At 62.1% G+C, this 20,466-nt stretch carries 15 protein-coding genes; 6 read left to right on the top strand and 9 right to left on the bottom strand.

Features of this window, described 5'->3' with window-relative positions:
* Window positions 1-122 precede the first annotated feature (122 nt).
* The 5 genes from LB536_RS25675 (at window position 123) to LB536_RS25655 (ending at window position 8,363) form a co-directional block, all read left to right on the top strand.
* Window positions 123-1,559 carry a S8 family peptidase gene (locus tag LB536_RS25675; protein ID WP_224597537.1) on the top strand — a complete coding sequence of 479 codons (1,437 nt, stop codon included), beginning with the start codon at window positions 123-125 and terminating at the stop codon, window positions 1,557-1,559.
* 728 nt (window positions 1,560-2,287) lie between these two features.
* Window positions 2,288-3,427 carry a helix-turn-helix transcriptional regulator gene (locus LB536_RS25670; protein ID WP_224597535.1) on the top strand — a complete coding sequence of 380 codons (1,140 nt, stop codon included), beginning with the start codon at window positions 2,288-2,290 and terminating at the stop codon, window positions 3,425-3,427.
* 102 nt (window positions 3,428-3,529) lie between these two features.
* Window positions 3,530-4,384 (top strand): DUF1194 domain-containing protein, encoded by an 855-nt coding sequence (locus LB536_RS25665; protein ID WP_224597533.1) that lies wholly within the window; start codon window positions 3,530-3,532, stop codon window positions 4,382-4,384.
* 1,581 nt (window positions 4,385-5,965) lie between these two features.
* Window positions 5,966-6,235, top strand: coding sequence for a hypothetical protein (locus LB536_RS25660; protein WP_224597531.1), 270 nt, complete (start codon window positions 5,966-5,968; stop codon window positions 6,233-6,235).
* A 592-nt stretch (window positions 6,236-6,827) separates the two neighbouring features.
* Window positions 6,828-8,363: a winged helix-turn-helix domain-containing tetratricopeptide repeat protein gene (locus LB536_RS25655; RefSeq protein WP_224597529.1), complete on the top strand. Its 1,536-nt coding sequence runs from the start codon at window positions 6,828-6,830 to the stop codon at window positions 8,361-8,363.
* Here the strand turns inward: LB536_RS25655 and LB536_RS25650 are convergent.
* The 5 genes from LB536_RS25650 to LB536_RS25630 all read right to left on the bottom strand — a co-directional run bounded on the left by LB536_RS25650 (window position 8,339) and on the right by LB536_RS25630 (window position 15,107).
* Window positions 8,339-8,671, bottom strand: a complete 333-nt coding sequence (locus LB536_RS25650; RefSeq protein ID WP_224597527.1) for a hypothetical protein — start codon at window positions 8,669-8,671, stop codon at window positions 8,339-8,341. The genes LB536_RS25655 and LB536_RS25650 overlap by 25 nt on opposite strands.
* A 24-nt stretch (window positions 8,672-8,695) precedes the next feature.
* The gene (locus LB536_RS25645) at window positions 8,696-9,109 is read right to left on the bottom strand and encodes a hypothetical protein (RefSeq protein WP_224597525.1); all 414 of its coding nucleotides are present in this window, start codon (window positions 9,107-9,109) and stop codon (window positions 8,696-8,698) included.
* Between the two features lie 70 nt (window positions 9,110-9,179).
* Window positions 9,180-12,284 carry an efflux RND transporter permease subunit gene (locus LB536_RS25640; RefSeq protein WP_224597523.1) on the bottom strand — a complete coding sequence of 1,035 codons (3,105 nt, stop codon included), beginning with the start codon at window positions 12,282-12,284 and terminating at the stop codon, window positions 9,180-9,182.
* Window positions 12,285-12,396: 112 nt separating this feature from the next.
* Window positions 12,397-13,971 (bottom strand): FAD-dependent monooxygenase, encoded by a 1,575-nt coding sequence (locus tag LB536_RS25635; RefSeq protein WP_224597520.1) that lies wholly within the window; start codon window positions 13,969-13,971, stop codon window positions 12,397-12,399.
* Complete coding sequence (locus tag LB536_RS25630; protein ID WP_224597517.1) at window positions 13,968-15,107, bottom strand: efflux RND transporter periplasmic adaptor subunit; 1,140 nt, start codon at window positions 15,105-15,107, stop codon at window positions 13,968-13,970. Before LB536_RS25630 ends, LB536_RS25635 begins: the two co-directional genes overlap by 4 nt.
* A gap of 503 nt (window positions 15,108-15,610) precedes the next feature.
* Here LB536_RS25630 and LB536_RS25625 point away from each other — a divergent pair.
* Window positions 15,611-16,327, top strand: coding sequence for a hypothetical protein (locus tag LB536_RS25625; RefSeq protein ID WP_224597514.1), 717 nt, complete (start codon window positions 15,611-15,613; stop codon window positions 16,325-16,327).
* A gap of 53 nt (window positions 16,328-16,380) precedes the next feature.
* On the opposite strand, the gene LB536_RS25620 is transcribed toward LB536_RS25625, so the two are convergent.
* The 4 genes from LB536_RS25620 to LB536_RS25605 all read right to left on the bottom strand — a co-directional run bounded on the left by LB536_RS25620 (window position 16,381) and on the right by LB536_RS25605 (window position 20,428).
* Window positions 16,381-17,751, bottom strand: a complete 1,371-nt coding sequence (locus LB536_RS25620) for a sensor histidine kinase (RefSeq protein WP_224597512.1) — start codon at window positions 17,749-17,751, stop codon at window positions 16,381-16,383.
* A 48-nt stretch (window positions 17,752-17,799) separates the two neighbouring features.
* The gene (locus tag LB536_RS25615; RefSeq protein WP_224597510.1) at window positions 17,800-18,177 is read right to left on the bottom strand and encodes a response regulator; all 378 of its coding nucleotides are present in this window, start codon (window positions 18,175-18,177) and stop codon (window positions 17,800-17,802) included.
* On the bottom strand, window positions 18,174-20,069 hold the full coding sequence (locus LB536_RS25610; protein WP_224597507.1) for a PAS domain S-box protein: 1,896 nt from the start codon (window positions 20,067-20,069) through the stop codon (window positions 18,174-18,176). The genes LB536_RS25615 and LB536_RS25610 overlap by 4 nt, the downstream gene beginning before the upstream one ends.
* A 71-nt stretch (window positions 20,070-20,140) precedes the next feature.
* Window positions 20,141-20,428, bottom strand: coding sequence for a DUF6088 family protein (locus tag LB536_RS25605; RefSeq protein WP_318012998.1), 288 nt, complete (start codon window positions 20,426-20,428; stop codon window positions 20,141-20,143).
* Window positions 20,429-20,466 lie beyond the last annotated feature (38 nt).

The following is a 20,466-nucleotide window of genomic DNA, read 5'->3' as shown; positions in this document are numbered from 1 at the left end:
TCTCCCAAGCCGCCGCTTGAGAAATCGGGCAAGGACGGTGAGACATTATTGCCACGCCCACCTTTTCAAATTACTCTATTGCGAATTGGCGACTTGGGCAATCGGCCCGGTGGGAGTTTGGCATGCGCTGCTTACCGACTCTGTTCGTCGCATGCCTGATCCTTGCAAACGCGCCGCTTGCGAACGCAGGTGAGGAGTCATCTGGCGCGACCCCGCTGGAGCCTATCCCTGGCAACGTGATTTCCGAGATGCAGGCCAAGGCTGACAACACGTCAATCATATGGCTCAAAAGCGGAAAGGATTACACCGAGGCTGACGTCAACCAGATAGCGCGAACAATTCTCGGGGAAGCCTTCATCGGTCAAAACGGAGGGGATAAGTATTTCTCCGATAACGTAGGCAATCTGTATTCGCTCAGCGCGCTCACACTTCCCATATCAGCCGCGACCGCGCGCGCTCGGGTGGCTGAAGAGAAAATCCTCGAAATAGGCGAGATCAGCTCAAATTCGCTGATTTTCGGCATGGGCTCCGAGTGCGGGGACGAAGACGATCAAAAAGCCATCTCCACTACGGAGTCTCTCCCTAAGAACATCAAGCGGGTCAACCCCAGTCCTGAGGATGCGAGCGCGCTGACGAAAACCGTTTGGATTGTCGACAGCGGCGTCGGCCCTGGGTCAGATATCGCCAACGAATTGCAGATCGTCGAGCAGCGACTTTGCACAACGAGTTGCGTTTCCGAAACGGCCACCGATCCAATCGGACACGGAACCATGGTGGCCGGGATAATCGGCGCAAAAAAAGGAAACAATCTAGAACTGATTGGAGTGGCTCCGGGGATCAAGATACGCGCGCTGCGAATATTTACCGCATCATATCCGGTCGACCTGTTAAGCAATGCGCTCACGGCCCTTCAGTATGTCAAGACATACGCCGCCGCAGGCGATGTTGTGAACGTGAGCTTTGGAGCCTATTACAATCCGCTGTATGTACCCGGGGCTACGTCTGGAACGACAGAGCCCAGTCCGGAATCGAAGATTGAAGCCCTTCTGCGGGATCTTGCGCAAAGCAAGCAGCTTTTTGTTTCGGTTGCTGCCGGAAATACGGACGTCATTGGCGGTTCGGGATACGTGCAGACCATCTCTCCCGCTCGTGTTGGCGGATACCGGTTTCCTTCCACTGGCACTCCGACTGGCGCAGTGATCACCGTTTCTGCGGTGAAGAAGACGGACGTGTTCTGGAACTTTTCCGCTTATGGAAACGGCAACATCGACATGACTAGCGGCATCCAGATAGGACCGCCTGATTTCGCTGCGCCCGGCGTGAAGATCCGATCGCTATGGCCGGGCAACGTCGCGAACCCGAATGGCCAGACAAACGTTTGCTCGGGAACCTCATTTGCAGCCGCACACGTTTCGGGCTTGCTGGTGTACGGAATTCCAAAGCCCGACAAGAGCGCCCTTTTCGATCCGTCTGCGCTTATTCCTGGCAAGCTTCCGGGGAGCGATAAGCCGAGTGACTACAGCGTTGCCAGGCAAGATCCAATCGCTACGAAGCCCTAAGCTATTGGTGACTGGACGCGTGTCGCCTCGGTCGCAGTGATGTGGACATAGCTGTTGCACAACGGGCAGAGTGCGGTCCGCACATTGTTTGGCGACATCGGATCATCCGAATTTTGCAGGCTCGAACGAACGCCGACGACGAATGAGCAGTCCTCGGCCCAGGACACAGGTGCCTGGAGGGCAGCTCCAACGCGCAACCGGGGTCGCGAGCCGGCGAGTGCGGAAGCAACCGCCCCGAAATTGATAACCGATATGGCTCCGAGACCCCGAAGAAACCGTGAGAATAAGTCGCGCCGACTGAGCATTGCCGGTCTCCGCCCGTTAAGCCCATGCTAGGCCCGCGCCACACGGTTGTCGAGGGTGTTCCACAGAGCGAGGTGACTCTCGAATGTCCACTTCAGGGGCGCAGAACTGATTTTCCGAGGGCCGAACTCAACGCGACACGCGGCGCAACCACGACCTCCAGCCTTGTCGCCGTCGAGGTCGGCTTTCAGGCGTCGGCAGAGCTCACTTCAACGGCCGACTTTTGGGCGCAAAGCCGCCGATTTCTCGAGCCGGTTCGCGTCAAGAGCCAATCTTTGCCGGCGGACATCGATCTCAACATTTTTGTGCGGATTAAATAGCTAGCCGTTGCGACCCCGAAGATCCGACCGGGGTTCTTGATTTTGGTGGATCTGTGGTACTTATGAACGCGTGTGGTGGCCCATCCATCATCAGGGTAGACTTATATGGCTGCCAATAGGGCAATCGCGCCCGCGATCGAGGATTGCTACGACGCCGCTTTCGAATTCGGGCGGTGGCCAGAGGCGCTTCAAAACCTTGCCGATGCCCTAGGCGCTACGAGTTGTGTCATCCGCGCATGTGACGACACCCACCCTTTCCGGAGCGACCAGCGCAAGCGGACCACACCGACACCGGATTCGACGGAACATGCTGAATTTTCGGAGCTCTGGCTCAACAACATCGGAGGTGCTCCCGATCCCCGTTGCGAGAGGTTGAAGCTGCTGGCGAAACCCGCAATCTGCTTCACCGTCGAGGACGAACTCACCACCCCCGAGGAGAGAAGCTTTCTACCCTACTATCAGGAAATAGCACGCCCTGGGCACCGCGAGTGGTGGGCAGCCGTCTACTTTGTGGTGAAGAGACACAAGTGGTTCCTGTCGATGTTCCGTGATGCCCCCAGCGGGGCCTTCGATTTGTCCGAGGCGGGCCATTTCCTGCGGGTGGTACCGGATCTGAGGCGGATCATCAGCCTTGCCGAGAAGATATGGCAAGTTTCGTTGGACCCGACGCTGGCTGTTCTTGACCAGTTCAATTTTGGCGCCGCGCTGCTTGATCGTCGTGGCTGCCTGATGCGTTGCAACGAGCATGCGGATGCTTTGTTCGGCTCCGGTCTTGTGGTCCGCCACGGCCGCATCCACGCTGCGGATCGGGAGAGCGATACTCGTCTGCAGCGCATGATCGGGGCTGCCGTCTCAAGCGCACTGGAGGGCCCGTTACTGGTTGAGCCTGAAGTCATCGCCCGCGACGGATCGTTCTGGCTTCTAGCCGAGGTCGTGCCGATGACTTCATTCGTGCGCGACCTTTTCAATGGCGGGGACTTTCTGCTTTGCTTCACCGACCTTGTGAGGGAACGGGTGCCATCGGAACGGTTGCTCGGTCAAACATTTCAACTCACGGCGGCCGAAGCGCGACTGGCCGCAAGCCTGAGCTCGGGCGATGGTATCGATGCGGCGAGCGCCCGATTGGCGATTGGTCGCGAAACGGCGCGAACCCAACTCCGGGCGATCCTCACCAAAACGGGAACGCATCGCCAGGCCGAGCTCACTGCGCTGCTATCACGCCTGCGAACGCCTTCACGACCCTGAATGGCGTTCCTCACCCCATCGGGTGAAGCGCGCAGACGCTAGCCAACGCACACTCCCCATTGGATTACGAAGATCGCACCTGTGGCGCCGGGAGGATCCCGAATGACAACGTTGTTTGGCCAGAAATTTCGACGGCATCGGCCGAAGACACAGCGGCTGACAAGGGCATTCTTCATGGCACTGACGCTGCTTGCCAGCTATCCCTGCTCACCATCGGCGGGGGTCGAACCCGAAACGCTCGGCGTCGACCTTGAACTGGTCCTTGCCGTGGACGTCTCATCCTCGATGAGCCTGTCGGAGCAACGGATTCAGCGCGACGGTTACGTCAATGCATTTCGGCACGCGGACCTTGCGAGAGCCATAGGATTGGGCGCTCGTGGGACGATCGCGGTTTCGTATCTCGAATGGGCTGGGCCGAACTATCAGCGCGTTCTCGTGCCCTGGACGACTATCGGTAGCTACGCAGACGCAAGACAGTTCGCCGACGCCTTAGCGATCCAGCCTATTAATAACGCGCAACCTGGGACCTCCATTTCGGGCGCGATTCTGTTGGCCGGCGAGCTTTTTTCGCAGAGCCGAACCGTAGCCGCACGCCGGGTGATCGACATTTCGGGAGATGGTCCCAACAATGCCGGTCTGCCGGTCGCACCGATACGGGACCGACTGACAGGCTCCGGCATCACTATCAACGGCCTGCCCGTGTCGCTGCGGCGCGGTGGGTCCAACGCCTTTCAATCCTATGGCGCGCGCTATCTCGATCATTACTACGAGCACTGCGTCATTGGTGGCCCAGACGCATTCGTGATCGGGATTGACGACCTCAACCTGATCGAAGTCGCAATTCGGCAAAAACTGGTTCGGGAAATCGCTGGCCTTGCCTCGCGACCCAAGCTCGCCTCCTATTTGGCAGGCGGCCAGGTGTTCGACTGCTCCATGATTGGAACCACCGCCCGGTAGCCCACGGCCGTCCCTCGATAGTTTAAATAGCCTCTCTCCGTTCTCGTCGATGCACCACCCGATCGGCACCTGGGAGAGACGGCCATCTGCCGCCAGCCTGAGCAGCTCTAGCGCCCACGCTCGTCATTTTAGGGACCCCGCAAGCGCCCTCCGCCCCTACCGCCGACAAACCCCGGCCTGCCGCGATGGGGGGCGCTCGGAGATACCTTTATCGGCGACCGTCTCGGCTCATAGCAGGAAAAGAGCAGACGGCCAGCAGCGCCTTTCGCTCGAGCCTATCGGCACGCTCGGGGTCCCTACCTCCTGCTCATCGCGCGATGAAAATGGGCGTGATAGTCAGCCTGCGATCTGTGCGTGCAGCTTCGGCGAGGGCGTTGCATCAACGCCGGTTCAAAGGCAACTACTGCTCCACTTAACGCGAGAAGCGTGCGGCAGTTGATTATGGCATGGACAATCTCCTGCTTGCCATTCCGGGTTATCACAGGAGGTGTTCGGATGCTGTCAGTTGAAACCGCCCTCGGTGACGTTCGAACACAAAGAGCGCCCGCATGTGGGACCCCACAATCGCCCCCACCCCCGTCGTCGATAGACGTCGGCGGGCGGTGCCGGTCGCCACCAGCCCGAATTGCCGAATGGTTGGAGTGGCTCAGCTTGAGCGTTTACAGCTCGTTTCTCGGATAGAGCCGAGCGATCTCGGCAGGCGTGAGATCGTCGAGCAGGGCGGGCGTGGGGCCGTCGTGACGAAATACCATCAACGTCCGCCTGCCGTCGACTGTGCCCTTAAAGTCGGCGTGGGTGCGCCGCCACACTGCGTAAGTCGCGACTTATGCAATATCCGCGGCCATGCGCGATTGTGATCTGACCCAGCGGCCCGGAAGGGATGGACGCCGTGGAAAGAGGGCGCCGTCGACCTCGAGATCGACAAAATCTGGTGGGCGGCGAGGTGCCTGCACTTCGCCAAGCTCAACGTCACATGCTGGTTCGACGGCTCCGATCTCGTCGGGATTGAACATTGGGGCTTCCGTCGGCCGCAATGGTGCATGAAGCTGAAGCCGGCCGACTGGCAGCCCCTGCCCGAGGTCATCCGCCATGGTCGCATCCCCTAGGTATCCGCGCGGCGAAAAACATCGCGCAACGGTCATGCACAAGCAAGTCAGTTTCCCAACCGGGATGTGCTTGACGACTTGGGCGAACGAGCGGCCTGAAAGTTTCTCCTCCACCAAGGCCAGGCGGCTTCGGCTTCCCGGCCTTTCTATTGCGCTCTCGCTTGAACCCGGTCCAGGCAGTGAACAGGAATATCGGGCCATGTAGCCTTGGCGCATGCCGTGTCTGTGACGGCGACAGCGGGCTTGCCTTGCACACTGGCCGCTTGCGTGGCCGTCGACCCAAGGAGGAATGTCTGTGTAAGGAGAGCCGAGAAGGCAGCGACTTGAAGCAGCACGGCGGCAAAGGCGATTTTCTTGAGCATGCGACAGAACGTTTGTTGATGGCCGCCGGTTCCGTCAGGCAACGCTCTTGCCAATCATTCACCCATAGGAACATATTCCCGGCGCGGCGATTTCTTAATTCTGAGGCCGCACAATGTCCAAGACCATCGCCGACGCCATTCGCGCCCGTGAGACGTTCTACGTCACTTGCGGTCATCCCATGTGTAATCATTCCACCCAGCTCGAGCTTGAGGCCCTGGGCGCCCGCCTGGGGCTCGACCACGGCGCCATGCACAATGACTTGGTGAAGGTGTTCCGCTGCGATCGCTGCAAGCAGGCGGGGAGGGACCAACGACCTGTGTTCTTCACTTGCATTCCTAACTACGGAACGATTGATCGAAAGAGAATTGAGCGAAAAGGCTGACCGTCTTGCCATGCCGTTCTATGTCGCGCCATGTCGCGTTCCATGTTGCGTGGAGTTGCCTACAGTGAGCGGGAAGCGTTGGAAATCAACGGTAGGGCTTGCAACATGAGCGCGACATGAAAAGGCAGGCAACAAGCCTTTGTGCTGACTAATGGCCTGATAACATTCGAGAATTAAGTGACTGGGGTTCCTGGAAGCTTTTCGAACTTTCTGGCTCTCGTCCCAGCCCGAGTTGCGGATGCTCATGGACAAAGTGGGACACGAGATTCGGGTTTAGAGTAGGCTAAGGCATCGACCTTCTGGCACGTGCGCCTTCGTTCAACGTGAATCGGCGCACCCCTACACCTTCTGAACGGCAGCTTGGCGCTTTGTTTGAGCCGTTCGAAGTAGCATCCGCTCCCCCCAACCGGGCGAGCCCTACAGCATCATTTGTCGCGTTTGGGACTGGTGTCTTGTGGTTGCAGCTGCCGGACGATAAGCGCCGATAGCCAATTTGATTGCAATTGCGGTCTGAGCGATAATGACGATGTCGCTCCCGCCTCGAGTGGAATCGATGGCGCAATGACTACGGCGCGCGGGAAGGGGTGTCCCGATGACGACGGCTACGGCCGATCAGATCTTCCGATTCGGCGGGTTCACGCTCGACCTTGCCATGGGCACGCTGCGCGGCGTCAACGAGCCGCTGTTCCTGCGACCAAAAGCCTATGCGCTGCTTTCGCACCTGGCGCGCAATATGGGCCGCGTCGTGCCAAAATCGGAACTGATGGATGTCGTGTGGCCGGGCGTCTACGTCACCGAGGATTCGCTGACCCAGTCGGTGCGCGAAATCCGCAAGGTGCTGGGCGACGAAATGGTGCGTACCGTCTCCAAGCGCGGCTATATGCTGGCCGCCGAGGCCGAGGCAGCGCCCGAGATCAACGCCCAACCGATCGTCGCCGTGGTGCGCTTCCGCAATGAGAGTGGCGATCCGGCCGACGAGGCGATGGTCGACGGATTCGCCGAGGACCTGATCAACGGCGTCGCCCGCTTCGGCACGGTTACGGTGCTCGCGCGGAACTCAAGCTTCTCCTTCGCTTCCTTCGGCCGCGCCGAGTGGCCGCAGATCCGAGCCCGCATCGGCGCCGACTATCTGGTCGAAGGGTCGCTGCGCCGCCAGGGCGAGCATGTGGTGGTCGCGGTCAGCCTGGTCGACATAGCCACCGCCAGCCAGCTCTGGGGCGACCGCTTCCAATCACAGGGCGACGGCCTGTTCGCGATCGAGCGCGAGATCGTCGAGCAGATCGTCAGCCGGCTGGTCACGCGTGTCGCCAATGCCGGGCTGGAGCAGGCGTCGCGCAAGCCGGTCACCAGCCTCGCGGCCTATGAGCTTTTGTTGCGCGGCTTCGCGATGCTGCGCGATCCAGCCCAGACCGACCAGCGAGGCGCCGAAGCACTGTTCGAAGCGGCGATCGCCAAGGACCCGAACTATGGCCTCGCCTATACCTATCTCGCGCTTGTGCGGGCATTGGACGGCGAATTCGGGCGTGCCAGCGACGCCGTGTTGGAAAACGCGCGCGATCTTGCCGACAAGGGCCTGGCGCTGTCGCCGGACCAGCCGACGGGACACCGGGTGCAGTCGCTGATCCGCCTCTATATGCGTGATCACGAGGCGGCCGAGCATCACATGCGCATCGCGCTCCAACTCAATCCCTACGATGCCGACAGTATCGAGCAGATGGGTATGCTGCTGACCATGCGCGGCCGGCCACTGGAGGCGCTGACCTGGCTGGCGCGCGGCATCCGCGTCGATCCCTTGCACCCACACTGGTACCAGTTCGACCGCGCGCTGGCGCTCTACATGATGGGGGAATACCGGCAGGCGGCCGATGCGCTGGAACTGGCGACGCGTCCGGCGCCATGGATTCGCACCCGGCTGGCGGCCTGCTATGCCCAGATGGGCGAAATGGAGAAGGCGCGGCGCCAGATCGCCCTGATCGGGGAGGGCGATCCGTTCTCGCCGCTTGATTATGCCTTGCGCGGCGTGCCGTTCGAAAACCGGGCCGATGCCGAGCATCTCGCCGAGGGCGTTAGGCTTGCCCTCGGCGAGATTCCGCCCGAGGCCGATCAATCGGCCACGACCACGATGTAGCGGCCCTGATAGAGCCGGTAGTAAGTGCCGCCGCAGCGCCAGACATCGAAGCCGTTGACCTTGGTGCGGACGCAGCCAGCAGGCAGTGTCGCGACCCAGGCCGTGGTGTGTCGCAACACGCGCCACGTGGCGGTGCGGCGGGCAACACCGGCCGCGCTGCGTGGCGTCCACGGCGCTCCGATTCGGGCCTCGGCGGTGCTGACGAGTGACAGCGCCGGCACGGAGGTGCCGGCGATCTCGACGGCGGTGATTGCAAGGGCGAGCAGGGCTGCGGCCGAGCGGCATTTCTTTCCGGATTTCAAAGCCATGTTGGTTTCTCCAGATGTTGAAGTCTAGTGGGAGGATGCGGCGGCAAGCCGGGCCGAGCCCGTCAGCGCCGCCAGGTGAGCAACCACGAACAGAAAGTGTGCCGCGGTTGTGACGTAGCCGACGACGAGCACGTCGGCGGTGATGAAGAACTCCCAGAACAGAAGGTTCGCCGTTCCAAGCAGCATGTGCACGGCAGCCAGCACGGCGTGCCAGGTGCGGGAGTAGGCGTTGCGCCAGAGCGTCACGCCGATGATCAGCGCGAGCCCGTGCGCCTCGGTGAAGCCGATACCGGCGCCGGGCGCATCGCCGAGCAGAATCGCTTCCGGGCCGCGCCCGAAGAAGGAGCCGGCGATATCGGTGAAAAGCCCGCCGGCCGAGGCCAGCATCAGGAAGCCGGCGTTGAAGCGGACAAGGAGATTTCCGTAGAAAGGGGACATGGGCGTTCCTTTTGGGGTGCGGTTGCCACGGCGGTGCTGCCGCCGTGACCAGTCGGATTGCGTTGTAGGCTCAGGCCGCTATGGCCTGCGGTTCGGCCGCGACTGTCGCCTGGTCGGCCGCAGCGATGGTCTCGGTCGGCGTCCTGATGCCGAACCAGGCGACGTAGAGCGTCGGCAGGAACACCAGCGTCAGCACGGTCGCCACCATCAGTCCGCCCATCACGGCGTATGCCATCGGCCCCCAGAATACGGTCGGCGCGATCGGGATCATGCCGAGTATGGCGGCTGCGGCGGTCAGCAGGATCGGCCGCAGCCGATGCGTGGTGGCGCTGATCACCGCGGCCCAAGGCTCTTCGCCTGCGGCAATGTGCTGGTCGATCTGCGCGATCAGGATGACCGAGTTGCGGATCACCATGCCGATAAGCGACATCACGCCGAGGATGGCGACGAAGCCCATCGGAGCCCCTGACAGAAGCAGCGCGCCGGCCACGCCGATGATCGCCAGCGGCGCGGTGAGCAGCACCAGCACTATGCGCTGGAAGCTCATAAGCTGGATCATCAGCACCGTCGCCATGATGAACAGCATCAGCGGGAAGACCACGAAGATGCTGGCCTGCGCCTTGGCGCTGTTCTCGATGACGCCCCCCTGTTCGACGCTGTAGCGCGCCGGCAGCTCGGCCTTGAAGGTGGCGATGGCGCTCCCCAGCCGCTTAGACACGGCGGTGGCGTTCTCGCCCGGCGCGACGTCGGCCTGGACGGTGACGGTCGGCAGGCGGCCGCGGCGCCAGATCAGCGGGGGCTCGGTCTGGTAGCTGAGCTTCGCCACCTGTTCGAGAGGGACGCGCCGTCCGCCCGAAGCGGTGAGCGTCAGGCCGCGCAGCGTGTCGATGCTGGCGCGTTCCGTATCCACGGCGCGGGCAACGATGTCGACGAGATAGATGTCGTCGCGCATCTGCGTGATCTTCGAGCCGGACAGGATCGCGTTGATCGTCTCTGACAACTGCTGCGAGGAGATGCCCAGCGCGCGCGCCCGGTCCTGGTCGACCTCGACCTTGATCACCTTGGCCGGCTCGTTCCAGTCGTAATTGATGTTGCGCACCGCTGCGTCGCTGCCGAGCACTTGCGCGAACTGCTGCGCGAGGCTCCGCGTCTTGTCCGGGTCCGGACCCGAGACGCGGAACTTCAGCGGCCAGCCGACCGGCGGGCCAAGCTCCAGCGGCGTGACGCGGGCCATGACGTCGTCGAAGCCGGTTGAGAGTTCCTTCTCCAGCCGGTCGATGACCGCCTGGCGCACGGCGTGGCCCTTGGTGACCACGACGGCCTGGGCGAAGAAGTCGTTGGCGAGCTGCGCGTCGAGCGGCAGGTAGAAGCGCACCGCGCCCTGGCCGACATAGAAGCTCCAGTGGTCGATATCCGGATCGGAAGCGAGCAGCTTTTCGACGCGCTCAACGACGGCGTCGGTCGCCTTGATCGAGGCTGTGCGCGGCAAGGTGAGGTCGAGCATCACCTCGGGCCGGTCGGACTTCGGGAAGAACTCCTGGCCGACGAAGCCCATGGCCACGACCGAGAGCGCGAACAGACCGGCGGTCGCCGACAGCACCAGCCACTTCGCCCGCATGGCGGCTTCGAGGAGCGCCTGGAAGCCGCGGGCGATGCGCGACGGCTGATGGCTGCCGCCATGGCCCTTGATGCGATCGGGCAGCAGGAAGACGCCGGTGAGCGGTGTGAACAGCACCGCCACCACCCAGGAGACGACGAGCGCGATCGCCACCACGGCGAACAGCGAGAAGCAGTATTCGCCGGCGCCGCTCTTGGCGAAGCCCACCGGCACGAAACCGGCGATCGTCACCACCGTGCCGGTCAGCATCGGGAAGGCGGTCGACGTATAGGCATAGGTGGCGGCCGAGATCTTGTCGTAGCCGTCCTCCATGCGGGCAATCATCATCTCGACCGCGATCATGGCGTCGTCGACCAGCAGGCCGAGCGCGATGATCAGCGCGCCGAGCGAGATGCGCTGCAGCGATATGCCGAAATACTCCATGGTGACGAAGGTGATCGCCAGCACCAGCGGGATGGCGACGGCCACAACGACGCCCGGACGCCAGCCGAGCGCCAGCAGCGAGACGGCAAGCACGATGGCGATCGCCTCCCCGAGGCTCTTGGTGAACTCGCCGACGGATTCTTCCACGACATGCGACTGGTCGGCGACCAGGCCGAGTTCGGCGCCGAGCGGCAGCTCGGCCTCCATCTCGTGCATCTTCTCCTTGACGGTCTCGCCGAGCGCCAGGGCGTCGCCGCCGGCCGTCATCGACACCGCGATGCCCACGGCGGGCTTGCCGCTGAAGCGGAACATCGGCTGCGGCGGGTCGGAATAGGCGCGCTTGACCTCGGCGACGTCACCCAGTCGGAAGTAATGGCCGTTGGCGTAGAAGTTGATCGCCTTGAGGCTCTCTTCCGATGTGAAGGAACCCGACACGCGGATGGCAATGCGCTCTGGGCCGGCATCGACCGTGCCACTCGGCGTCAGCGCGTTCTGCGCTTGCAGCGCCTGCGTCAGCGTGCCGACGTCGAGACCGAGCGCCGCGACCTTCTGCGTCGAGAATTCGAGATAGATCTTCTCGTCCTGCTGGCCGATCAGGTCGACCTTGGCGACGTCCTTCACGGTGAGCAGCCCGGCGCGCAGGCTGGTTGCCATATCCTTCAGCTCACGATGGCTGAGACCGTCGGAGGTGAGCGCGTAGATCAGCGAATAGGTGTCGCCGAACTCGTCGTTGAAGAACGGGCCCTGCACGCCGGACGGCAGCGTCGGCTTGATGTCGTTGAGCTTCTTGCGCACCTGGTACCAGAGCGGCTGCACCTGGTCGCCGGCGACGGTATCCTTCAGGTTGACGAAGACGACGGATTCGCCGGGCTTGGTGTAGCTCTTGACGTAGTCGAGGTCGGGCAGTTCCTCGAGCTTCTTCTCGACGCGGTCGGTGATCTGCTCGACCGTCTCGCTCGTGCTGGCGCCCGGCCACATCGTCTTCACCACCATGGTCTTGATGGTGAAGGGCGGGTCCTCCTCGCGGCCGAGGCCCCGATAGGCGTAGAGGCCAGCGAGTGCCGCCGCGATCATCAGGTAGACGATGAAGCTGCGGTGGCGCAGCGCCCATTCGGAAAGATTGAAGCTGCTCATGACAAAAATCCTTCTCAGCGCGCGCGAAGGCCCGTTCCGCCGGCGGTTGCCGGCTGGCGAAAACAATGGCAGTTGGGGTCAGTCAGCGTCCGCCGCAGGCGGGCGCTGGAATTCAGGCCAGGCTGTGCATGGTGCCCGGTACTCGGTATGGCGCCCGCTCGGCCGTCCTTGGCCTGATGGCGAGGCCGGCGAGATAGCGCTGGAAGCTGGCCGCCTCCTGCATCGGCAAGGCGAGGGCGACATGGCCATCTGGCCTTACCAGATAGGCCGCGTCCTTTTGCAGGCCGGCTTTCGCGGCGATGTGGGACCAGGCGAAGGCGTGGATCGGAATTCCTGTCGAGGCGATCATCGTCCGGAACTCGGAATTGATCTCGCCATAGACATGCACCTGCCAGTCCAGCGAGCGCAGCGGTTCGAAATTGTCGCTGCTTGCGGTTGGCACGTAGGGCAGGCGGTCGCCGCCACTGATCTTGCCGGCGGTGCCCCAGCTGATCGGGCCGGCGCGATACTGGATAGCGGCTTGCGAGATCACGCCGAAGAAGGCGCGCGAGCCGACCGAAGTGTGCAGTGCGATGTTCAGGATCTTCGGCATCAGATAGCGCCGGAACAGGCCGATGAGCCTGGAGCGGCTGGTGGCGATGCGGAAGGCTTGGTCGGTGCTCTCGATCAGCTTGCGGGCAAAGGCGATGCGCTCCGGCTCGTAGCTGTCGAGCAGGCGCGGATCGGCGCGGCCCTGGACGACGGCGGCGAGCTTCCAGGCGAGGTTCACCGCATCGCCCATGCCGGTGTTCATGCCTTGGCCGCCGGCCGGGCTGTGGATGTGCCCGGCATCGCCGCAGAGGAACACGCGGCCGACGCGGAAGCGCTCGGCGACGCGATGGTGGACGCGGTAGGTCGAGAACCAGTTCACCTCGTCGACCGTGACGCCGGTGTCGCGCTCGACATCGGCGCGGATCACCTCGAAGCTGATTGTCTCGTCGGCCTCATGCGCCTTCGGCACGATGCCGATCAATCGAACCGAACCCGATTGCCGGACCGGCATGACGATGGCGAAGCCATAGGCGCTGACCGCCGTGTCCATGCCGTTGCGAGTGATTTCGCCGCGCCCCTTCACGTCGGCGACGTAGAAGGACTGCTCGTATGCGCCGCCGGGAAAGCCGACCCTCAGCCCATGGCGCACGGCGCTGTGGGCACCGTCGCAACCGGCAAGGTAGGCGGCGCCGACGGTTTCGGCCCGGCCTTCCTTGCTCAAGGTCGCGACGACCGCATCACCTCTGTCCTGGAAGGCGACGAGCTCGGTGCTCCGCTCGACCGTGACGCCGGCATGCTCCAGATGCGCGATCAGCACGCGCTCGTGGATATCCTGCGGCAGCGCGAAGGCGAAGGAGTAGGGGCTGATGCCGCGGCCGAAATCCGACAGCGGCAGCTTCGCGGCGACGCCGGCCGGCGTGTGCACGGTGAGCTGTTCGATCTTCACGCCCGCGGCAAGCACGTCGTCGACGATGCCGATCTGGCGGTGGAACTCCAGCGTGCGCGCCTGGACGGCCAGCGCCCGCGATGTCTCGCCGGGAGCGGCGGCCTTGTCGAAGATGCGCACCGGCACGCCGAGCTTGGTCAGCCATAGCGCGAGCGTCAGCCCGGTCGGGCCGGCGCCGGCGATCAGCACTCTTGTCTTGGACATGGTCATTTTTCTTCTCCCTCAACGATACGGACTTTTTCGTGTTCCCGCAGCCGGTTTACGCCGGCGGTGACGACCCGGTCGCCTTTGGCGAGCCCGTCGCTGACGACGACCCGGTCGGTTTCGTAGCGGGCTATGGCGACAGGCTTCAGCTCCACCGCCGAACTGGCGCCGACCACCCAGACGGCGGGCTGGCCGTTTTTGTCGAACAGCGCGCTGCCGGGCAGGGTCACGACCGGCGCGCCCGCTATCTCGACGCGGCCGGCGACACTTGCGCCGAAGCGCATGTCGTCCGGCGCGTTCTCGAGCGAGACCTTCACCTGGAAGGTGCGGGTCGCAGCGTCGGCCATCGGCGCGATCTCGCGCACCGTGCCGGTCGTCGAGATCGCCGGATTGCTGAGCAGCGAGACGGTGACGGCGGGAATCTGCTTGCCGCGCTGGTCGCTGGCAAAGGCGGCTTCCGCGATCGAGAACACCGCGTCGCGGCTTTTCGGATCGGCGACGCGCACCACCATCTGCCCGACATTGACCGACTGGCCGGCTTCGGCGCCGGTGGCGGTGACGATGCCGTCGAACTCCGCATGCAACTCGGTATAGCCGAGCTGGTCCTTGGCCATTACGAAGGCGATGTTGGCCGATTTCAGCTTGGCTTGGGCCGAGCGCAGGTTCTTCAGCGTCGCGTCATGGTTGGCGCGTGTCGTAAAACCCTTGGCGAGCAGGGCGCTGATGCGTGCTTCGGCGGCGCGGGCTTCGACCACAACGGCCTCGGCCGCCGCCACGTCCGTCTCGGCGCTGGCCAGCCGGTTGCGGTAGTCCTGGTCGTCGACGCGGGCGAGAACCTCGCCCTTCTTCACCGTTGCGCCAACCTCGGCGATACGCTGGATGAGCTTGCCGGAAACGCGAAAGGCGAGATCACTCTCCAGTCTCGGCTTGATCTCGCCGACGGCGACGCGGTTATCCATGGCGGATGCCGGCGAGACCGAAACTGCCTTGACCAGCTTGGTTTCGGGCGTACCCGGCGCGCCGTTCGAAGCCTCGCTTCTGGCGCCATGCCAGACCAGGGCGGCGCCGCAGGCGAGGGCGGCGATCGAGCCGGCGACCAGGCGGCGCCTCGGCGGCTTGTTACGAAAGAGTGCGGCAATCATGTTGTCTCCATGCCCAAATTTGCGGCCGCGCTTGGGAGGACGCGGCAGGCTGAAAATCGTGCTGGCTGCGGGAGAAACCGGTGGTTTGGCTCTCTTATGCGCCGGCCAGAACGTTTTGCGATTTCGGCCGCGCGAAATCCCGAACGGTTTCTGAAAATTTTCCGATGTTTGGCCGATGACGAGTTCCGAGCTCTATTGAGCTCAAGGCTGTCAGCTATTCTGTCGGTCTATCCCTCGAGCCAACGTTCCGCTTGCGGCCAAAAGCGTCAGAGAGTTCTACAATTGACCATCGACTGGGGTTCTTGGAAGCTTTTCGAACTTTCTGCCTTGCCCCTTCGGTCGAATTGCGCGTGCTCCTAAGGGACGGTGAAGTATCTCGATCCGCGCTGATGCAAACTTGATCCGAGCTCTCATTCTGGGGTTCGAGACGGTAGTTAGCAGGAGCGGAGAAAAGGCGAGGATGCCGCTTGGTCGCGCCCGCTGCGTCGGGCTAGATAGTCCCGATGGACCGCGGTAGACCTTCGGCGATGGGGCGGTGGGACAAAGACGGAAACTGGGCGGTTGGGAGCTGCATCGCGATCTTCTTCGCGATCGGCTTTTGGATGTGGTGGTCCTACCACTGGGACTTCGGCGATATCTGCCCAGCGAACGAGCAGACGGAATTGGCGCTTTGTGCTCGAAGCTGGATTGGCGCGCTGGCGGGCTACTTCGCTACGGTTTTCGGCGCGCTAACGATTTTGATGCTGCTAAAGCAGATCAACCAGAGCGAACGGCACCGCGAGGCCGCGTTGCAACGTGAGGGCCGCCTCGTTGCCGACATGCTGCTGATCGACCTTCTGGTAACGGCCGAGCGTCTCAGAGAGCTTGCGAGAAAGATAGACCTAGACCCACCGATAGCGGAGATCTCGAGAAAGATGATCCCCGACGCTGTTAAGGTTACGCCGGTCCTGGCTATCGCTCTGCAAAAGCATTGCCTTGAGGTTTCTGACTTCGTGAACCGTGCCCTGCAGAATTTTCAGCTGGCGGGCCAACTCTTGTCCACGATGGGTGCGCGGACGGGAAGATCCCCAGAGGCTGGAAACCCCAAAGCAGCAAAAGCCTTGGAAGGATGTTGGCTGGGCCGTCGTAGAAGCTTTTGGAACTTTTGGGTTGCCAGCCCGAATTGCGTGCGCTTGTCGAAGAAATTCGGATATCAGAATCGGTCATTTGGGAAAGATTGACAAGTACATCGATCCCTCCACAGCGCCGGACCGGGCGATCGAGGTTTCGTAATTCAATCGGGATTGGCAACCACGATGCGGCACGAAATTCCGGAAGGTCGCGGATCAATTTGGGCACTGCCGAACTCTACAGGCAAGACATCCAAAATCAGTCTGAGCCCGAAGCCGTGTTCAAGCCTTGGAGGAACAGGAGGTCCGCCGCGCTCTCGCCAGTGCAGTTCAAGCCCGGTCGGCGTGATTTCCCACCGAATGCCGACCGTCCCGTTGGGGTTTGAAAGCGCGCCAAATTTGGCCGCATTCGAGCAGAGTTCGTTGAGCACGAGTGCAAGCGGTACGTTTAGCCGCGCTGGCAATCTTACTGCGTCCCCTTGAAGTTCGAACCTGTTTGGGGACCAAAAGGGTTCGGTAACGCTGCCGATCAGTTCCATCAATCCGAAGGGTTGACCCTGCTGCGCTACAGTTAAATCAGTAGCCTTCGCCAGGGCAGCAAGTCTACCAAGGAAGCTCTTCAGGGCATCCGGATCGGCGGCACCACGCCCAAACGTTTGAGTGGCCAGCGCCTGAATTACGGCGAGCGAGTTCTTCACGCGATGATGCACCTCACGGAGCAGCAGGTGCTTCTGTTCGTCAGCGCGCTTGCGCTCGTCGATATCCATCAGGACGCCAATGATGCGCTTTGGCTCTCCAGTAGGGGAGGTCTTTATCTCTGCGCGGAGCAGTCGCCAGCGCAATGATCCATCGGGAAACCTGCAACGGAATTCCGCTTCAAAATGCGGATCAGTCCCCATCGCCGCTTCTGCGCGAATTTCCATGATCCTCTCTAGGTCGCCCGGAGCCAAGAGCATCCGCAGTTCCGCAACGGAGGGACATGAATCGGCGGCCAAACCGAACATACGATTGAGCTCGGGGCTGACGTTCAGACGATCCGTGGGGACGTCGAGCTCCCACACAGCCATTCTGGCTGCATCGATGGCCAGTCGCTGCCTGAGTTCTGCCTCTCGCAAAGCGTTTTCCGCCAGCTTGCGACCGGTGATATCCTGGATGGTGCCGAGGAAGCGCACCGCCTTCACTGTGTCGCTGACGCGTTGAAAGACCGCCTCCCCATGCGCCAGAGCCCAGCGAACCTCGCCCGTATCAGCGCGCACGATCCGGTACTCGTAAGGGTCGGTGTTCCTGATCGCAGGATCCAACGCCATGCCGGCCAGTTTCCAGGTGCGCGGCAAATCCTCTGGGTGAGTGACGGCGCGAACCTTCTCGAGAGTGATAGGCTCGTCGGGAGAGAAACCAGAGATCGCCCGAGCCCGTGGCGAATAATTCATCTCGTTCGTTTCGAGATTCCAGTCCCAAATCCCTATAGGGGCGGCCCGAAGGGCCAGCCTAAGCTTTAAGTTATCTTCCCGAAACTTATCTATCGGTCGACGCACGATTCACCCGGCACAGAATTGCAGATTGGAATGGTGGTTCTCTTCGACTCACTCGTCCACTCCGCCGGCACTATGGAGAGCCGATTGCAACGCCGTGGCCAGCTTGTCCTTGGAATAGGGCTTGTCGATGATCGGGGCTCCTCTGGCGAACTCAGCCGCTCCCTCGCCGTAGCCGGTGGCGCACACCATCGGGATGCGACGAAGCCTCAGGGCATCGGCAACGCGCTCGCTCAATTCCCCCCTTATGTTCAGGTCCAGGACGGCCGCGTCGATCTGAGCTGTAGATACCAGTTCCAACGCGGCGTTGATCGAAGTGGCGGGACCGATGACCGTGACGCCGAGGTCGGTCAGAAAATCCTCCACCATCATGGCAATTACGGATTCGTCCTCGACCAGGAGCACCCGCGTTCCGGACAGTGTCGTCATTGGGCGAGCATCCCCTCTCGCAACGGCGCGTCGATCCTGCAAACCAATCCTTGCGGCTGGAACTCCAAGGCGACCTCCGCCTCAAGATCTGCCGCGAGGCCCCCAGTAATCAGACGGGAGCCAAACCCCCGCCGCGACGGACACGAGACCGCAGGGCCGCCCAATTCGCTCCAGATGAGTTTCAATCGCGGCCGGGGCAGGGCGGTGCGAGACCACTCGACCGAAACTTTGCCCGCCTCGTTGGAAAGGGCCCCATACTTCACCGCGTTTGTCAGCAGCTCATGGAGGGCGAGGGCGACAGCGAGCGCCTGGTTGGGTTGGAGAAGTATTGCGGGCCCGCTTGCTGATACCCGATTGGAAAACGTGCCCCTGATATGAAGGCTGTCGGCAACAAGCTGGTCCAGGGATGCATGTTCCCAACTCGTCTGTGTCAGAATGTTATGCGCGGCCGAAAGGGCCATGAGCCGGCCTTCAAAGGCGGCACGAGCTTCGGTGGCGGGTGTTCCCCTGAATGTCTGGTGTGCAATGCCCTGGACCACTGCCAGCGTATTTTTCACACGATGGTTGAGTTCCGCCATCAGCAGTTCTCGTTGCGCTTCGGATCGCTTGCGCTCGCTGATGTCCACGACCGAGGCGAGGATCATCAGCCCTTCGCTTGTCTGGATCGGGCTGAGCCCAATCTCCACCGGCACTTCGCTGCCATCCTTGCGCCGTGCATAGAGGTCCCGGCCTTCGCCCATGGGACGTGCAAGAGGGCGACTATCATAGGTCCCGCGGAACACCGGGTGTGAGCTGCGGAACCTGTCCGGGACCAGCATTTCAATCCCTTGGCCGATCATTTCCTCTCGTTCGTAGCCGAATACGGCCTCGGCATGCAGGTTGACCAGGATAATGCGGCCGCTCCCGTCCGTCATGACCATGCCACTTGGAGCCGCTTCCACTGCTGATCGAAATCGCTCCTCGCTGTGGCGTAGCGCTGCTTCCGCCTGATCGCTTTCCGTCACGTCGACATTGACCCCGATCAGCCCCCGAAATTGCCCCTTGGCCGAGAAATGGGGTCGAGCGACCGTGAGCAGGACGCGGAACTCGCCCTTGCTGTTTTTGTAGCGACCCTGGACCGAAACCGTTGATTGGGTCGCCAGCGCTTCCGCCATCCGGGCTCCGATCTCGTCGGCGTCGTCCGGATGGATGGTGGAATGCCAACTGAAGGTCGGAACCGCCTCAACGGGGACACCCCAGAACTCGCGAAGCATGCTGTTAAGGTTCGTACACTTACCGGATGCGTCACAGGTCCAGATCATGACTGGTGCATGCTCCGACATCAGGCGGAATTGTTGTTCGGATGAGCGCAACTCCTCTTCTGCGGCTTTCCGAGCTTCTTCCGCTCGGGTCCTTTCAAGATAGAAGCCGATCTGTCGCGCGATTGTGGTGGCAAGATTAAGCTCGTGGCTGGCGAAGGAGTGCTTTTGTTCGTAGTAGGTCATGAACTTGCCTACGACTTCGCCTTGCGCGATGAGGGGGATGAACGCCAGACCGACGATGCCTTCGCTGGCGATCCTGTCTTTTACGGCTGCGGGTTCGTCCGTCTCGGCAATATCCGATACGAAAATCGGCTCTGCGTTACGCTCCCCTACTTTCCAGGGGGAATGCCCTGCAAGAGCCTGCCGGTAGCCGTCCGATAAACCCCGCCAGGCCACAAAGCTCATCACGCCGACGTCGTCGAACAACAACATGGACGCCCGCCGGCACCCTAGACCGTCGCGGATGGCGTCGAGGCCCGCCTCGAATGCTTCGTGGTTGGATTTTGCCCTGTAAAGGCGGTCTGTCAGCACGTAAAGTGCGCTTAGTTCGTCAAGCCGTTCCGTGAGTTTCTCGCCCCCCGGCATTTGCATCGCCTGCTCTCCCTGGCGAATTGATTAGCAGAACAGCATATAACGGCGACACTGCCGAAAAGGTTGCGTGCTCACAGGTTATCTAACCTGCAAGGGTGATCGCCCGGTCTCGGCGCTCTCCTGGGCGAGCATGTCCTGCATCCAATGCAGGGCTTGGGACCCGCATCCCCGGCCGGCCAGACAAAAGAGGCGGCTTGGCGCCGCGTATTGAAGTGAATTTCCTGGGTGCCCAGCTTAATCGGTTTCAATCGCGCGTCGACCAACACCTCGATGTTTGCCGGCACGGCCGTGGTAAGGCTCAAATCGTCTGCTGCCGTCATGCCATCGATGACGGCGCGCGGGTTGTCGCGCCGGGTCACGGCCCGGATCAAGATCCGATAATCGGGCACAGTCGCTC

The sequence above is a fragment of the Mesorhizobium sp. ES1-3 genome (genome assembly GCF_020164795.1).
Classification (GTDB): domain Bacteria; phylum Pseudomonadota; class Alphaproteobacteria; order Rhizobiales; family Rhizobiaceae; genus Mesorhizobium.
This window is presented reverse-complemented; position numbering and strand designations above follow the sequence as displayed.